Raw genomic sequence first — 15,922 nt, forward strand, 5'->3', positions numbered from 1 at the left:
AGCCGGTCAGATATGGATCGCGCGCTTTTCCACATCCAGCGCGGCTTCCTTCACCGCCTCGCTGAGGGTCGGGTGGGCGTGGCAGGTGCGGGCGACGTCTTCGGACGACGCGCCGAATTCCATCGCCAGGGTCGCCTCGGCGATCATCTCTCCGGCGCCGGGGCCGATGATATGCACGCCCAGCACCCGGTCCGACGCCGCGTCGGCCAGGATCTTGACGAACCCGTCGGTCATGCCCATGGCGCGCGCGCGCCCATTGGCCATGAAGGGGAACTTGCCGACCTTGTAGTTTATTCCAGCCTCTTTCAGGCTTTCCTCGGTCCGGCCGACCGTCGCGACCTCGGGCCAGGTATAGACCACGCTGGGAATGGCATCGTAGTTCACATGCCCCTTCTGCCCGGCCAGGATTTCCGCCAGGGCCACGCCTTCGTCCTCGGCCTTGTGCGCCAGCATCGGGCCGGCGATCACGTCGCCGATCGCATAGACCCCCGGCAGGCTGGTGGCGAAATGCGCGTCGGTGACGATGCGCCCGCGCGCGTCCAGCGCCACGCCGGCCTCTTCCAGCCCCATGTTGCGGCTGGCCGCGACCCGCCCGATCGACAGCAGGACGACGTCGCATTCCAGCGTCTCGGCCTTGCCGCCCGCCGTCGGCTCGATCGTCAGGACCACGCCCTGGGCGGTCTTTTCCGCCTTGGTCACCTTGTGGCCCAGCTTCATCCCCAGGCCCTGCCGGGCCAGAATCCGCTGGAACTGCTTGGCGATTTCGCCATCCGTGCCCGGCACCAGGCGGTCGAGGAACTCGACGACCGTGACCTCGGCCCCCAGGCGCTTCCACACGCTGCCCAGTTCCAGGCCGATGACGCCGCCGCCGATCACCACCAGCCGTTTCGGCACCGCGGACAGTTCCAGCGCGCCGGTCGAGGTGACGATGGTCTTCTCATCCACCGTGACGCCCGGCAGGTCCGCGCTGTCGCTGCCGCTGGCGATCACGATATGCCGCGCCGTCACCGGCTTGCCGTCCACGGTGACGCGGCCGGTGCCTTCCAGCTTCGCGAAGCCCTTCAGCCAGGTGACCTTGTTTTTCTTGAAGAGGAATTCGACGCCTTTCACGTTGGCCTCGACCACCTCGCCCTTGCGGGCCATCATGCGGGCCAGATCCAGCCTGACGCCGTCGATCAGGATGCCGTGCCCGGCATAATCGTGCGTCGCGGCATGGTAATTCTCGGACGATTGCAGCAGTGCCTTCGAGGGAATGCAGCCCACGTTCAGGCAGGTTCCGCCCAGCGTCGCCCGCTTTTCCACGCATGCGACCTTGAAGCCCAACTGGGCCGCGCGGATGGCGCAGACATAGCCGCCGGGACCGGCGCCGATGACCAGGACATCGTAATCGTACTCCGTCTCGGCCGGCGGGGCGACGGCCGGCGCAGGTGTGGGCGCGGGCGGCGTGGTTGCGGCCTTGGGCGCCTCTTTCGCGCCGGATGCGCCTGCTTCGACCGTGGTCAGCACGGCGCCGACCTCGACCTCGTCCCCTTCGGCATAAAGCTGCGCGCCCAGGCGGCCTGCGGCGGGCGCCGCGACTTCGACGCTGACCTTGTCGGTTTCCAGTTCCGCCACCGGTTCGTCGGCAGCCACCGCGTCGCCCGGCTGCTTCAGCCATTTGCCGATCGTCGCGGTCGCGACGCTCTCGCCGAGGGTCGGCACCTTGATTTCAATGGTCATGATTCTGTCCCGCGTTGGACGGGCCTGCACGTCCGGCCCCGCATATCGGAGCCTGGCCGGACATGCAGGCTGGTGAGCAAGAGGGCCGCGCAGCGGCACGGCCGGCGTGGGTTTTCGAGCATCGGAGCGGAGCGGCCTTGTGGGCCGTGAGCACCGACGCGCAGGAAACACGCGTCGGATCGCCGCCAGCGCGCATGTCCGGCCAGGCTCTCAGATTTCGAGCAGCAGACGGCGTGGATCTTCCACGTTCTGCTTGACGCGCACCAGGAAGCTGACGGCTTCCTTGCCGTCGACGATGCGGTGGTCGTAGGTCAGGGCGATATACATCATCGGCCGGATCACCACCTGGCCGTCCACGGCCACCGGCCGGTCCTGGATCGCATGCATGCCCAGGATGCCCGATTGCGGCGCGTTGACGATCGGCGTCGACATCAGCGATCCGTAGATGCCGCCATTGGTGATCGAGAACGTTCCGCCCGACAGTTCCTCGAGCTTCAGCGCGCCGTCGCGCGCGCGCCGGCCGAAATCGGCGATGGTGCGCTCGATGTCCGCGAAGCCCATCCGGTCGGCGTCGCGGATCACCGGCACGACCAGCCCGTTCGGACCGCCGACCGCGATCCCCAGATTGACGAATTCGCGATAAATGATGTCGTCACCGTCGATTTCCGCGTTGATGGCCGGGAATTCCTTCAGCGCCGCGATCGTCGCCCTGGCGAAGATGGACATGAAGCCCAGCTTCACGCCGCCATGCTTCTTCTCGAACGCCTCGCGATACGTCGCGCGCAGGGCCTTGGCCGCCGTCATGTCCACTTCGTTGAACGTGGTCAGCAGGGCCGCGCTGTCCTGCGCCTCCTTCAGCCGGCGTGCGATCGTCCGGCGCAGGCGGGTCATCTTCACCCGTTGCTCGCGCGGGTCGTCGGTGCGCGGCGGGGCGGCGGGAGCCGGGGCGGGGGTTGTCCTGGCCGGGGCCGGCCGCGCCAGGAAGGCCAGCACGTCGGCCTTGGTGATCCGGCCCGCCTTGCCGGTGCCGATCCCGATCTCGGCGGTCGAAAGGCCCTTTTCGGCCAGGATCTTCTGTGCCGAGGGCATGGGGGCATGGGCCGCCCCCTGCGCCGCGACGTCCGAGGGCGGGGTGGCCGGGCGGGCGACCGGACCGCTGGCGGGGGGCTGGGCCTGCACGCCGGCCAGGGCCTTGGGGGCCGGGGTCTTGGGGGCCAGGGTCTTGGGTGCCGGAGTCTTGGCCGGGGTCTTGGGGGGTGCCTGGGTCTTGGGCGCGGGCGCCTGGGTGCCGGCCTCGACCGACGCCAGCACGGCCCCGACCTCGACTTCGTCGCCCTCGGCCACCAGTTGCGGCCCCATCACCCCGGCCTCGGGGGCGGCGATCTCGACGCTGACCTTGTCGGTCTCCAGCTCGACCACCGGCTCGTCGGCCGTCACCGACTCACCCGGCTTCTTCAGCCATTTCGCGATGGTGGCGGTCGTGACGCTCTCGCCCAGCGTCGGCACTCTGATCTCGGCAGACATGCTCTCTTTCCAATCCCTCTACCGGCCAATTCCTCTACCGGACGAATCCGCGTGCCGGCATGTGCAGTCTCATCATGACCCGATCGCGGCCGGAGCGACAGCGCCGTCCCGGCCGCCTTCGTCAGCCGATGCCCGGCGCGTGGCTGGTCGGCGCCTGGCCGGTCAGCGCGTGGGCGACCAGCCCGGCCTGCTGGCGGGCATGGATGCGCGCCAGGCCGGTCGCCGGGCTGGCCGCCGCGGCGCGTCCGACATAGATCGGGCGGGCGCCCTTGCGGCCGGCCTTCGCCATCACGTCCTCGATGAGGCGATCGACGAAGGTCCAGCCGCCCATGTTCTGCGGCTCTTCCTGGCACCAGACGACCTGCGCCTTGGGATACAGCGCCAATTGCTCGACCAGCGTCCTGTCCGGGAACGGATAGAATTGTTCCAGCCGCAGCAGCGCGACCTTGTCCAGTCCGCGCTCGCGCCGCTCGGCCAGCAGGTCGTAATAGACCTTGCCCGAACAGATCACGACCCGTTCGACCGCGTCGCCATGGGCGATCGGGTCGATCTCGCCGATCACCGGGCGGAACGACGTGCCGGATGCGAATTCCTCGAGGTTGGACACCGCCAGCTTGTGCCGCAGCAGGGATTTCGGCGTCATGACGACCAGCGGCTTGCGGTAGTTCAGCTTCAACTGGCGCCGCAGCGCATGGAAGTAATTGGCGGGGGTGGTGATGTTGCACACCCGCATATTGTCCTCGGCGCAGAGCTGCAGATACCGTTCCAGCCGGGCCGAGGAATGTTCGGGGCCCTGCCCCTCATATCCATGGGGCAGCAGCAGGACCAGGCCGGACATGCGCAGCCACTTGGTCTCGCCCGAGGCGATGAACTGGTCGATGATGACCTGCGCGCCGTTGGCGAAATCGCCGAACTGTGCCTCCCACAGCACCAGCGCGTTCGGATCGGCCAGCGAGTAGCCATATTCGAAGCCCAGCACGCCGAATTCGGACAGCAGCGAGTTATAGACCTCGAACACGCCCTGCGACGCGTCGATATTGTTCAGCGGCGCGTAGGTGTTCTGGTTGATCTGGTCCGTCAGCACCGCATGACGCTGGCTGAAGGTGCCGCGCTGGCAATCCTCGCCCGACAGCCGCACGCGGTGCCCCTCCAGCAGCAGCGAGCCGAAGCCCAGCGCCTCGCCGGTCGCCCAGTCGATGCCCTCGCCCGTGCGGAACATGTCGGCCTTGGCCTTGAGCTGGCGGGCGATTTTCGAATTGATGTTGAAATCGGCCGGCGCCGTGCTCAGCGCGTCGCCGATCCTGCGCAGGGTCTCGACCGGCACGCCGGTGGCGGGCTCGGACTCGGCGCTGCCCGCCGGCGGCGGCTTCAGCCCGGACCAGCATCCCTCCAGCCAGTCCGCCTTGTTGGGCTTGTAGGTCTGCGCCGCCTGATAGGAATCCTCAAGCCGGTTCTGGAACGCGTCCCAGCTCGCCGCCGCCTCGGCCTCGGTCAGCACGCCCTCGCGCACCAGCCGGTCGGCATAGAGCGTGCGCACCGTCGGACGGGCGGCAATGGCCTTGTACATCGTCGGCTGGGTGAAGGAGGGTTCGTCGGACTCGTTATGGCCGTGCCGGCGGTAGCCGACGACGTCCAGCACGATGTCGGTGGCGAATGCCTGCCGGAAATCGGCGGCCAGCCGGGCGCAATAGACCACGGCCTCGGGCTCGTCGCCGTTGACGTGCAGGATCGGGGCCTGCACCGCCTTGGCGATGTCGGTGCAGTACAGGCCGGAATAGGCGTGGGCGGACACGGTGGTGAATCCGATCTGGTTGTTCACCACGATATGGATGGTGCCGCCGGTGCGATAGCCGATCAACTGCGACATCGCCATCGTCTCGTAGACCAGGCCCTGCCCGGCGAAGGCCGCGTCGCCATGCAGCAGCAGCGCCATGTGGCGGCTGCGGGTCTGCGGGCCGTCATCGTCCTGCGCCGCGCGCACCTTGCCGATCACCACCGGATCGACCGCTTCGAGATGCGAGGGATTGGGCTGCAGCGAGATATGCACGGTATGCCCGTCGATATCGACATCCGTCGACGTGCCCAGGTGATATTTCACGTCGCCCGAACCCTGCACGTCGTCGGGCTTGAACGACGCGCCGGCGAATTCGCTGAAGATCGCGGTATAGGGCTTGCGCACCACGTTCACCAGCGTGTTCAGCCGCCCGCGATGCGGCATGCCGATGGCCACCGAGCGCACGCCGTCCTTGGCGACCTGGTCGATCACCGCATGCAGCGCGGGAATGGTGACGTCCTCGCCCTCCAGCCCGAAACGCTTCGTGCCGACATAGCGCTTCTGGCAGAATGCCTCGAACCCCTCGGCCTCGGTGAGCTGGTCCAGGATGATCTTCTTCTGCGCCGCCGTGGTGCTTACGCGCCAATCGTCGCCTTCCAGCCGCGCCTGGAGCCAGTTGCGCTGCGCGGGGTCCTGCACATGCATGAACTCGGCGCCGATCGGCCCGCAATAGACGGCGCGCAACGCGTCCACCACCTGGGCGATGGTCGCGGTCTGGGTGCCGGTCAGCTTGGCCACGATCTGGCCCAGATAGATCGGGCGGTCCAGGTCCTGGGGCCCGAAGCCGTAGGTCGCCGGGTCCAGGTCGGCATGCGGCTTGGGGACCTGCAGCCCCAGCGGGTCCAGCCGGGCCTCGAGGTGCCCGCGCACCCGATAGGCGCGGATCAACTGCGTGGCGCGCAGGCTGTCGTCGGCGGCGGCGTGCAGGCTTTCGACCGAAACCGGTGCGGCGGCGGCCGCGGGCACTGCCGCCTCGGCGATCATCGCGGCGCGCGGCGACCACGAGGCCCCTTCGGCATCCTGCAGGATCGCAGCGCTTTCCTCGTCCATGACCGAGAACAGGGTGGCGAAGGATGGATCGACGCTGCCGGGGTCCGCCGCCCAGCGGGCATAGAGTTCGGCCAGATAGGCCGTGTTGGCGCCGCTGAACGCGGTCGACAGGATATCTACGCCTGCCATCTTGACGACATCTCCTCGCTCGCGGCCCGCATGGCCGCGTCATTGTCCGGTCGCGCACCGTGCCCGCCGATCATGACGGAATTCCGGCCCGATGCCGACCGATGCCCAACCCTACTGTCACGTTTCGCGGCCCGCCGCCCAATATTCGTCACGGGCAGGATTGCTCTGCGCGCATGCTCACCTTTCCGTTCCCGCCGGGCAAGAGGCGCCGGCACGGGCGGCCGGACGGCGCCGTGCGGGCCGATTTCCGGACACGGCGCGCCAGATCGCAGAAAATCAATCGCAGAAAATCACCGGCGATACCCAAGCAAAGAGCGCATCGCTTGCCTACCGCCCCGCCGGTCACAGCCCTGCCATGGTCATCACGATGACGTGACAAAGGGGAACGGCGGGGCGGGGGCCATGGCAGCGCGCCGCTCATGACAGGTGCGGCAGGTCCAGATAGGCCGCGCCTTGCATTTCCGCGAGGCGCGAGGCCGTACGCTCGAAAGCCTCGGCGCCCCGGCCTTGGCGGTAGAGCGCGTCGGGCTGGTCCTCGGCCGAGGCGAACAGCTTGACCTTCTGCTCGTACAGCGTGTCGACCAGCACGATGAAGCGGCGCGCCAGATCGAAATTATCCGGCCCCAGGCGCGGCACGTCGTCGAGCACCAGGGCGGCGAAGCGGGTGGCCAGCGCCAGATAGTCGCCCGCCCCCAGCGCCCGGCCGCACAGATCGGCGAAGGTGAAGCGCGCGACCGGACCAGCGGCCACCGGCACCGCGACGGAGCGCCCCATGACCTGCAGCGTCACCGGGCAGAGCGGCGCCCCGCCGGCCAGGCGCATGAACAGCGAATCCAGTTCCTGCGTCGCCTCGGCGCCCGGCGGCACGATCCAGGTCGCGACCCCGCGCAGGCCGCCCCGCCGGTAATCGCGTGGCGAGTCCAGTTCCAGCGTGTCCACCTCGTGCTGGATGATGGCGATGAAGGGCCGGAAGGCGTCGGCCCCCGGCCGGTGCTGGAACAGATCCTGCGGCCGGGTGTTGGAGGTCGCGACCACCACCACGCCCGCGGCGAACAGATATTCGAAAAGCCGGCCCAGGATCATGGCATCGGCGATGTCCTCGACCTGGAATTCGTCGAAGCACAGCAGCCAGGCCTGGCCGGCGATGGCCTGGGCCAGGGGCGGGATCGGGTCGGTCAGTCCGGGGTCCGCCTGCTTCATCGCGTGCAGGCGCTGGTGCACGTCCTGCATGAAGCGGTGGAAATGCACCCGGCGCTTGTGCGCCACCGGGGCCAGGTCGAAGAACAGGTCCATCAGCATGGTCTTGCCGCGCCCGACCTGGCCGACCATGTAGACGCCGCGCGGCCGTGACGGCCGCGCCGCACGGGAAGAGCCGGCCAGGCGCGATGCCAGCGCGCCCAGCAGCCCCCCGGACATGCCCCCGGACATGCCCCAGGACCGGGGCCGGTGCGCCACGGGGTGGTAGCCCGGCAATTCGCGCCACAGCCTGTCCAGCCGGGTGGCGGCCTTGCGCTGTTCGGGATCGGGGGCCAGCAGGCCCGCCGCCAGGCGTGCCTCGTACGCCGCCAGCGGGCCCGACCCCGGCGGCAGATGCAGGTCCGAAGCGAAGGACGACAGCGCGGCTTCCATGAATCGCCGATAGCGCCGGGCCTCATTCCCAGCAAGGGCCCGCGCCCGCCAAATCGGGCGGAAGGGCGCCTGCTCTCCATCTGGTGAAGTCCCGCCGCCCGAAAGCCGCCCGCATGGGCCAGGATAGACCGGGCCCCGGGAGGGGTGCCTTGATCGGGAGGGGTGCCTTGATCTCGTCCGGTCGCCGGTTCTAAGACTCTGCCCACGGGGCGCCCGGCGCGTGCGTCCTCGTCATGCCCTTTGCGTGCGCACTTGGTTTCCTACGGCCCAGTTTTCACAGTCCAGGCAGTTTCATGACCGTCTCCGCACCGATCCGTCCCGATTATGCCGCGCTGGAGGCCGCCGCGGTTTCCGACGCGCCGTTCGCCCATGTCGTGGTGCCGCATTTCATCCGGGCGGACGATCTGCGGGCGCTGGTGGCCTCGATGCCCGACATCGATTCCGGCGGGTCGTTCCCGCCCTCGGCGCTGAACCTGGCGCCGCTGGTGCGCAACCTGGTGGCCGAACTGGAGGGCCCGGTGCTGCGCGAGGCGATCGCCCGGAAATTCGGACTGGACCTGCACGACGCCCCGACCATGCTGACCCTGCGCGGCCGCACGCGCGAGAAGGACGGCCGCATCCATTGCGACTCGGTGGCCAAGCGGGTGACGGTGCTGCTGTATCTGAACCCGGCCAGCGAATCCTGGGCCCGGCGGGAAGGCTGCCTGCGCCTGCTGCGCGGCCCCGACGATGTCGAGGACTATGCCGCCGAGATCCCGCCGGTCGACGGCACGCTGCTGGTCTTTCCCAACGGGCCGACCACCTGGCACGGCCACCGGCAATATGTCGGCAGGCGCTACACGATCCAACTGAACTACATGGAAAACGACGCCAAGGCGCGCAGCGAGATGCGGCGCCACCGCCTGTCGGCCCTGGCCAAGCGGCTGTCGCGCGCGGCCTGACCGGGCGCGATTCCGGCATGCCCTTGTTCCGGCGTGCCCAGATTTCGACACGCCCTGATTCCGACATGCCCCCATTCTGACAAGATTGGCGCCGATAGCGGTCGCCGCAGGGTGTTGATGAAATAAAGGAGCCCCAGCCATGCGGGTTCGTTCGTTTTCTGTCTTCATGGCCGGGCTTTGCCTGTCGGGTGCGCTGGCCAGCGCGGTGCCGGGGCAGGCCATGGCCCAACATTGGGACCGGCATTGGGACCAGCATCGGGGAGACCCGTATCGGGATCGCGGCGGCTGGCATGGCCGTGGCGGCCCCGGCTGGCATGACGACCGCCATCGCGGTCCGGGCGCCGGCGCCGCCATCGGCGCGGGAATCGCGGGGCTGGCGGTGGGCGCGCTGCTGGGCGGCGCGCTGGCCAGCCAGGCCGCGCCGCCGCCGGCCGCCTATTACCCGCCGCAGCCGGAACCCCCGCCGCCGCCGCCGGCTTATTACCCGCCGGCCGCGTACGGGCCGCCGCCCTATTGATGCGACCCAGCCGCCATGTTTCCGCCCACCCGCGTTACGGGAGTCATCCGCCCATGATCGTTCGCCGGTCCCCGATCCTCGCATTTGCCTTGCTGGTCATGCCGGCCGTGGCGGGCGCGCAAACCGCAGCCCAGCCGGCGGCCGGCACGCCGGCCACCTCCCCGGCCGCTCCCGCAGCCGCCCCCCAGTCCGCGATCCCCGCCCGCACGCCGCGCGACCCGACGCCCGACCAGGTGGCGGCGCATATCGCGACGCTGCACCAGCAACTGGGGATTACCCCGGCCGAGGAAGGCGCCTGGAACAGTTTCGCCCAGGTGATGCGCGACAATGCCGCGCGCTTTCACGACGCCATCATGCAGCGCCGCGACCGGCTGGCCGGCATGAGTGCTGCGGACAACATGCAGTCCTATGCCGACCTGGTGACCCAGCGCGCGCAGGACCTGCAGGCCCTGAACAAGGCGTTCCGCACGCTTTATGACGGTTTCAGCGACGCGCAGAAGAAGCAGGCCGACACGCTGTTCCGCCGTTCAGACGGGCACGACCAGGCCCGCTGACGCCATATCCGGCGCCGGCGGGGGACCGGCCGGAGGTCAGGCGCCGTCCAGTGGGTACCAGGCCCGCCCGTCGCGGGCCAGCAGCGCGTCGGCCCCGGCCGGGCCGGCGCTGCCCGCGTCGTAGAATTCCAGGTCCTGCGCCGACGCGCCCCACGCCTGCAGCACCGGGTCCACCGCCGCCCAGGCGGCGTCGATATTGTCGGCGCGCTGGAACAGGGTCGCGTCGCCCGCCAGGCAGTCATAGAGCAGCGTCTCGTAGCCGACATTGGGCTGCAGGTCGAACGCGTCCTCGTACCGGAAGCGGACCTGCACGCCGGCCAGGTCCATCGCCGGGCCGGGCCGCTTGGCCGCCATTTCGATCGTCAGGCCCTGGGCCGGCTGGATATTCAGGATCATGCGGTTGGGCGGCAGGGACGCGGTTTCGGTCCCGCGGAAGATCGCGACCGGCGGCTTCTTGAACTGCACCACGATCTCGGTGCGGCGGCCGCCCAGCGACTTGCCGGTCCGCAGGTAGAACGGCACCCCCGACCAGCGCCAGTTGTCGACATACAGTTTCAGCGCGGCGTAGGTCTCGGTCACGCTGTCCGGCGCGACGCCGGGGCTGTCGCGATAGGCGGCGACCGGCTTGCCGTCGACCGTTCCGGCCCGGTACTGGCCGCGCACCGCATCCTGCGGGTCGATGGGGCGGACGGATTCGAACAATTGCTCCTTCGCCGTGCGCACCGTCTCGGCGGACAGGGAGGATGGCGGTTCCATCGCCACCATGGCGAACAACTGGAACAAATGATTCGGCACCATGTCGCGCAGCGCGCCGGTCGGTTCGTAGAACGCGCCGCGCTGCTCGACGCCGATGGTCTCGGCCGCCGTGATCTGCACGTGGTCGACATGGTCGTTCTGCCATAGCGGCTCGAAGATCAGGTTGCCGAAGCGCATCGCCAGGATGTTCTGGACCGTTTCCTTGCCCAGGAAATGGTCGATCCGGTAGATCTGGCGCTCGTCGAGCACCGAGAGGATCTGCCGGTTCAGCGCCTGCGCGGTGGCCAGGTCGGAACCGAAGGGCTTTTCGATCACCACCCGGCGGAAATGCCCGTCCTGTTCCTGCAGCAGGCCGGCCCGGCCCAGCGTTTCCACCAGCGGACCGAAGAAGCGCGACGGCACCGCCAGATAGAACACGGCGCTGCCCGGCAGGTGGGCCGCCAGCGCGCGGACCTGTTCGAGGTCCGAGAAATCCGCCTGTTGATAATCCAGGCGGTCGGCGATCCAGGACCAGACCTTGGCGTCGATGCTGGGCGCGTGGAATTCGGCATTCCGGTCGCGGGTGAAGTCCTGCATCGTCGCCGACAGCCCGTCGCGCCACGCGGCCGCGCCGCCCGCCGCGCGGTCGATGCCCAGAATGCGGAAATCCGGATCCAGCAACCCGTTGCCGGCCAGGTTGTACAGCGCCGGGATGAGCAGGCGCTTGGTCAGGTCGCCATGCGCGCCGAAGATGACCAGCGTGCAGGCCGGCGCGGGCCTGCTGCCCGATGGCGGAATGGCATGCCGGCTGCGCGCCGGCGACGATATGTCGCGAAAGAAGGACATGGCGGCATTACTCCTGGACAGCCGGTCGCCGGACCATAGGCGGGCGCGGGCGGGGCGTCCTTGCGCCAGATCACGCGCCGTTTGCCCGATCGCCCGGCCGCCCGATCGCCCGTCCGCCATGTGAACACCCCGCGCCGGAGCGGAGCAACGCGCCGCCGAACACAAGGGCGCGACGAGCGGCGGCAGGCCGGCCGGGAGGCGAAAAACCGCGCCGGATCGCTGGTCTTGCTTGCGTCCCGTCCGGGCAGGCACTACCTGTCTGTGCCACCCTGGCCGGGGGCCACTCGGCCGGGGGAGGCATCGCGTCCGGACGGGCCGGACGCGCGGATCGGAGAACAGGATCGATGGGATACCGCGTCGCGGTCGTAGGCGCCACCGGAGCAGTGGGGCGCGAAATGCTCAAAACGCTGGCCGAGCGCGCGTTTCCGATCGACGGGATCGCGGCCCTGGCCTCGGCCCGTTCGGCGGGGCAGGAGGTCTCGTTCGGCGACAGGCAGGTGCTGAAGGTCCAGAACCTGGAGCATTTCGACTTTTCCGGCTGGGACGTCGCCCTGTTCTCGCCCGGCGCGTCGGTTTCGGCGGTGCATGCGCCGCGCGCGGCCAAGGCGGGCTGCATCGTCATCGACAACACGTCGCATTTCCGCATGGAGCCCGACGTGCCGCTGGTGGTGCCCGAGGTCAATCCGAACGCGCTGAAGAAGGCACGGCGCGGGATCATCGCCAATCCCAATTGCTCGACCATCCAGATGGTGGTGGCGCTGAAGCCGCTGCACGACCTGTTCACCATCCGCCGGGTCGTGGTCGCCACGTACCAGGCGGTGGCCGGCGCGGGCAAGGAGGGCATGGACGAGCTGTTCGCCCAGTCGCGCGCCAGCTTCGTCGGCGACCCGCTGAAGGCCGAGCAGTTCACCAAGCAGATCGCCTTCAACTGCATTCCCCATATCGACCGCTTCATGGATGACGGCGCGACCAAGGAGGAATGGAAGATGACGGTCGAGACCCGCAAAATTCTCGACCCTGATATCGCGGTTTTCGCGACCTGCGTGCGCGTACCGGTCTTTATCGGCCATTCCGAGGCCGTCACCGTCGAATTCGAGGAGCCGGTCGACCTGGAGCGCGCGCGCCGGGCGCTGCGCGAGGCGCCGGGCGTGATCCTGCACGACCAGCGCGAGGATGGCGGCTATGTCACGCCGATCGAATGCGTCGGCGAGGACGCGACATATGTGTCGCGCCTGCGGATCGACCCGACCGTGCCCAACGGGCTGGGCTTCTGGTGCGTGGCGGACAACCTGCGCAAGGGCGCCGCGCTGAATGCCGTGCAGATCGCCGAAACCATGATCGCGCTCGACCTGCTGCCCCGCAAGGCGGCCTGAACGGCCGGGGGGCAGGCCGGAACGGTTCGGAACCGTTCCGGTTGCCGCCCGCCCATGCGGCGTTCGCCGTCTCGCGACCTCGTGTTCCCCCCTGCGTTGACCGCGCCCCGTCCCGGGCGTAGGACCGAACAGGCACAGGCCGCCGGTGGAAACCGGAGCCATAATCAGGGAAATCGACGAGACGACCATGCAGGATGTCCGTGATGCGCTCTATATAGGGCACCGAAGTGACGGAACACTGACCCGGCGGCCCATGTCCCCGCATCTCCAGGTCTATCGGTTCCGGCTCTCCATGTTCCTTTCGATCGCGAACCGGGCGGCCGGCGTCGCGGCGGCGCTGGGTGCGGGGCTGGGCGTATGCTGGCTGAATGCCGCCGCGAAAGGCCCCGATTCCTTCAGGAAAGTTCAGAAAGTCACCCGCCATCCGCTGGGCCGGGCGGCCCTGGCGGGCTGGACGCTGGCGCTGGTCTATCATGTCGTTGCGGGACTGCGCCACCTGGCCTGGGATGCCGGCTATCGTTTCGAGAAGAAGCAGATCAACCGCGACGGGCCCGTCGCGGTGGGCGTCACCCTGGGCGCGACCCTGGTCCTGCTTGCCACGATCCTGGGCGTGGCGGCCTGCCGTTCCAGCAAGAGGGCCTCGTGACATGACATCGTCCCCGACGCCGCGCATGGATGTCATGCGCTCGCAACTGTCCCGCGCGCGGGGGCTGGGTTCGGCCAAGACCGGTGTCGATCACTGGTGGGCCGAACGGGTGTCCGCCATCGCGCTGGTACCGCTGTCCGGCTGGTTCGTGCTGCAGGTCGTGCGCCTGGCCGGCGCGGAGCATGCCACGGTCGCGGCCTGGGGCGGCAAGCCCGCGAATTCCGCCATGCTGCTGGCCCTGATGGTGCTGACCTTCCACCACATGCAACTGGGCCTGCAGGTCGTCATCGACGACTACGTGCATGGCAAGGCGCACCTGCCGGCCAGCCTGCTGATGAAGGGCGCGGCCCTGCTGATCGGGCTGTTCGCGGTGGTCGCGGTCCTGAAGCTGGCGCTGGCCCGGCCGGACGGGGCCTGACGGCCCGTGCGGCATTCCGCCGCGACACGAGACACGCAAGACAGTGCCGGTCCGGCGGCCCGACAGGCCGCCCCGGAGCCGGATCAGCATCGGGACACGTCCAAGACATGAACGCGATCACTCTTCCTTCAGCGCGGGCCTATCGGATCGTCGATCACGCCTATGACGTGGTCGTCGTCGGCGCCGGCGGTTCGGGCCTGCGCGCCACCCTGGGCATGGGGGCCGCCGGGCTGAAGACCGCCTGCGTCACCAAGGTCTTTCCGACCCGCAGCCACACCGTCGCCGCCCAGGGCGGCATCGGCGCGGCGCTGGGCAACATGGCCGAGGATGACTGGCGCTGGCACATGTACGACACCGTCAAGGGGTCGGACTGGCTGGGCGACCAGGACGCCATCGAATATATGTGCCGCGAGGCGGTGCCCGCCGTGCAGGAGCTGGAACATCTGGGCGTGCCCTTCTCGCGCACCGAGGACGGCAGGATCTATCAGCGCCCCTTCGGCGGCCACATGCGCAATTTCGGCGAGGCCCCGGTCCCGCGCGCCTGTGCGGCCGCCGACCGCACCGGCCATGCGATCCTGCATACGCTGTACCAGCAATGCCTGAAGCACGACGTCGAATTCTTCGTCGAATATTTCGCGCTGGACCTGATCATGGATGCGCAGGGCGCCTGCCGCGGCGTGATGGCCTGGTGCCTGGAGGACGGCACCATCCACCGTTTCCGCGCCCAGACGGTGGTGCTGGCGACCGGCGGCTATGGTCGCGCCTATCAATCCTGCACCTCGGCCCATACCTGCACGGGCGACGGCGGCGGCATGGCGATGCGGGCCGGCGTCCCGACCCAGGACATGGAATTCGTGCAGTTCCACCCGACGGGCATCTATCCGGCCGGCTGCCTGCTGACCGAGGGCTGTCGCGGCGAAGGCGGATACCTGACCAATTCCGAGGGCGAGCGGTTCATGGAACGCTATGCCCCCACCGCCAAGGACCTGGCCTCACGCGATGTGGTGTCGCGGTCGATGACCATCGAGATCAACGAGGGGCGCGGCTGCGGCCCCAATGGCGACCATATCCTGATGCATCTGGAGCATCTGGGCGCCGACCTGCTGCATGAGCGCCTGCCGGGCATCTCGGAGACCGCGCGCATCTTCGCCGGGGTCGACGTGACCCGCGAGCCGGTGCCCGTGCTGCCGACCGTGCATTACAACATGGGCGGCATTCCCACCAATCATCACGGCGAGGTCATCCGTCCCACCGCGAACGACCCCGACGCGGTGGTTCCGGGCCTGATGGCGGTGGGCGAGGCCGCGTGCGTGTCGGTGCACGGCGCCAACCGGCTGGGCACCAATTCGCTGCTGGACCTGGTGGTGTTCGGCCGTGCCGCCGCCCGCCGCGCCGCCGAACTGATCCGGCCCGCCGAGAGCATCGCGCCGCTGCCGCCCAAGGCGGGCGAGGCGGCGCTGGACCGGCTGGACCGGCTGCGCTTCGCCAAGGGCGGCACGCGTGTCGCGGCCATGCGCGACACGCTGCAGCGCACGATGCAGAAGCACGCCGCCGTCTTTCGCAATACCAGGAGCCTGGCCGAGGGCGTGGGGAAGATCGCCGATATCTGGACCGGCCTGCCCGACCTGTCGGTCGCCGACCGCTCGCTGATCTGGAACAGCGACCTGATGGAGGCGCTGGAATTCGAAAACCTGCTGGCCAACGCCACGGTGACGATGGCCGGCGCCGATGCGCGGCACGAAAGCCGCGGGGCGCAGGCCCATGACGACTATCCCGAGCGCGACGACGAGAACTGGATGAAGCACACCGTCGCCCATCTGGACGACCAGGGCGGCGTGGACCTGTCCTATCGCCCCGTGCACATGAAGACGCTGACCGACGCGGTCCAGGTCTTTCCACCCAAGAAGCGCGTCTACTGACGCGACGCGCAAGACGCGCGTCCACCGATGTGAAAGTCAAAAAAAGCGCGTCTACCGACATAAAATGCAAAGAAAGCGCGTCTCTGCG

13 protein-coding genes are annotated in these 15,922 nt (G+C 68.9%); 8 read left to right on the forward strand and 5 right to left on the reverse strand.

Annotated features, from left to right (window positions below; genetic code table 11):
* Window positions 1-6: 6 nt before the first annotated feature.
* From lpdA to QN315_RS10200, 3 genes are all read right to left on the reverse strand, one after another.
* A complete protein-coding gene (gene lpdA, locus QN315_RS10190) occupies window positions 7-1,719 on the reverse strand; it encodes a dihydrolipoyl dehydrogenase (protein ID WP_323989163.1) in 1,713 nt (570 codons plus the stop codon).
* A 210-nt stretch (window positions 1,720-1,929) separates the two neighbouring features.
* Window positions 1,930-3,243 carry a 2-oxoglutarate dehydrogenase complex dihydrolipoyllysine-residue succinyltransferase gene (gene odhB / locus QN315_RS10195; RefSeq protein WP_323989164.1) on the reverse strand — a complete coding sequence of 438 codons (1,314 nt, stop codon included), beginning with the start codon at window positions 3,241-3,243 and terminating at the stop codon, window positions 1,930-1,932.
* A 121-nt stretch (window positions 3,244-3,364) separates the two neighbouring features.
* A complete protein-coding gene (locus tag QN315_RS10200) occupies window positions 3,365-6,256 on the reverse strand; it encodes a 2-oxoglutarate dehydrogenase E1 component (protein WP_323989165.1) in 2,892 nt (963 codons plus the stop codon).
* 91 nt (window positions 6,257-6,347) lie between these two features.
* On the opposite strand from QN315_RS10200, the gene QN315_RS10205 reads away from it, so the two are divergent.
* Window positions 6,348-6,632 (forward strand): hypothetical protein, encoded by a 285-nt coding sequence (locus tag QN315_RS10205; protein ID WP_323989167.1) that lies wholly within the window; start codon window positions 6,348-6,350, stop codon window positions 6,630-6,632.
* Window positions 6,633-6,673: 41 nt separating this feature from the next.
* Here the strand turns inward: QN315_RS10205 and zapE are convergent, their stop codons facing one another.
* Window positions 6,674-7,885, reverse strand: coding sequence for a cell division protein ZapE (gene zapE / locus QN315_RS10210; RefSeq protein WP_323989169.1), 1,212 nt, complete (start codon window positions 7,883-7,885; stop codon window positions 6,674-6,676).
* 293 nt (window positions 7,886-8,178) lie between these two features.
* Here zapE and QN315_RS10215 point away from each other — a divergent pair, with 293 nt between their 5' ends.
* The 3 genes from QN315_RS10215 to QN315_RS10225 all read left to right on the forward strand — a co-directional run bounded on the left by QN315_RS10215 (window position 8,179) and on the right by QN315_RS10225 (window position 9,897).
* On the forward strand, window positions 8,179-8,826 hold the full coding sequence (locus QN315_RS10215) for a 2OG-Fe(II) oxygenase (RefSeq protein ID WP_323989170.1): 648 nt from the start codon (window positions 8,179-8,181) through the stop codon (window positions 8,824-8,826).
* A 139-nt stretch (window positions 8,827-8,965) separates the two neighbouring features.
* Window positions 8,966-9,343, forward strand: a complete 378-nt coding sequence (locus tag QN315_RS10220) for a hypothetical protein (RefSeq protein WP_323989171.1) — start codon at window positions 8,966-8,968, stop codon at window positions 9,341-9,343.
* Between the two features lie 53 nt (window positions 9,344-9,396).
* On the forward strand, window positions 9,397-9,897 hold the full coding sequence (locus QN315_RS10225) for a Spy/CpxP family protein refolding chaperone (protein ID WP_323989173.1): 501 nt from the start codon (window positions 9,397-9,399) through the stop codon (window positions 9,895-9,897).
* A 36-nt stretch (window positions 9,898-9,933) separates the two neighbouring features.
* Here QN315_RS10225 and zwf read toward each other — a convergent pair whose 3' ends face one another.
* A complete protein-coding gene (gene zwf / locus QN315_RS10230) occupies window positions 9,934-11,478 on the reverse strand; it encodes a glucose-6-phosphate dehydrogenase (RefSeq protein ID WP_323989174.1) in 1,545 nt (514 codons plus the stop codon).
* A gap of 344 nt (window positions 11,479-11,822) precedes the next feature.
* On the opposite strand from zwf, the gene QN315_RS10235 reads away from it, so the two are divergent.
* The 4 genes from QN315_RS10235 to sdhA all read left to right on the forward strand — a co-directional run bounded on the left by QN315_RS10235 (window position 11,823) and on the right by sdhA (window position 15,834).
* Window positions 11,823-12,851, forward strand: a complete 1,029-nt coding sequence (locus QN315_RS10235; RefSeq protein ID WP_176640550.1) for an aspartate-semialdehyde dehydrogenase — start codon at window positions 11,823-11,825, stop codon at window positions 12,849-12,851.
* A 187-nt stretch (window positions 12,852-13,038) separates the two neighbouring features.
* Entirely contained in the window at window positions 13,039-13,497 is a 459-nt protein-coding gene (sdhC, locus tag QN315_RS10240) for a succinate dehydrogenase, cytochrome b556 subunit (protein ID WP_176640551.1), read from the forward strand.
* A 1-nt stretch (window position 13,498) separates the two neighbouring features.
* The gene (gene sdhD, locus QN315_RS10245) at window positions 13,499-13,915 is read left to right on the forward strand and encodes a succinate dehydrogenase, hydrophobic membrane anchor protein (RefSeq protein ID WP_176640552.1); all 417 of its coding nucleotides are present in this window, start codon (window positions 13,499-13,501) and stop codon (window positions 13,913-13,915) included.
* A gap of 107 nt (window positions 13,916-14,022) precedes the next feature.
* The gene (gene sdhA, locus QN315_RS10250; RefSeq protein ID WP_323989175.1) at window positions 14,023-15,834 is read left to right on the forward strand and encodes a succinate dehydrogenase flavoprotein subunit; all 1,812 of its coding nucleotides are present in this window, start codon (window positions 14,023-14,025) and stop codon (window positions 15,832-15,834) included.
* The last annotated feature ends 88 nt before the right edge of the window (window positions 15,835-15,922 follow it).

This window comes from Nguyenibacter sp. L1 (genome assembly GCF_035199985.1).
Classification (GTDB): domain Bacteria; phylum Pseudomonadota; class Alphaproteobacteria; order Acetobacterales; family Acetobacteraceae; genus Gluconacetobacter; species Gluconacetobacter vanlangensis.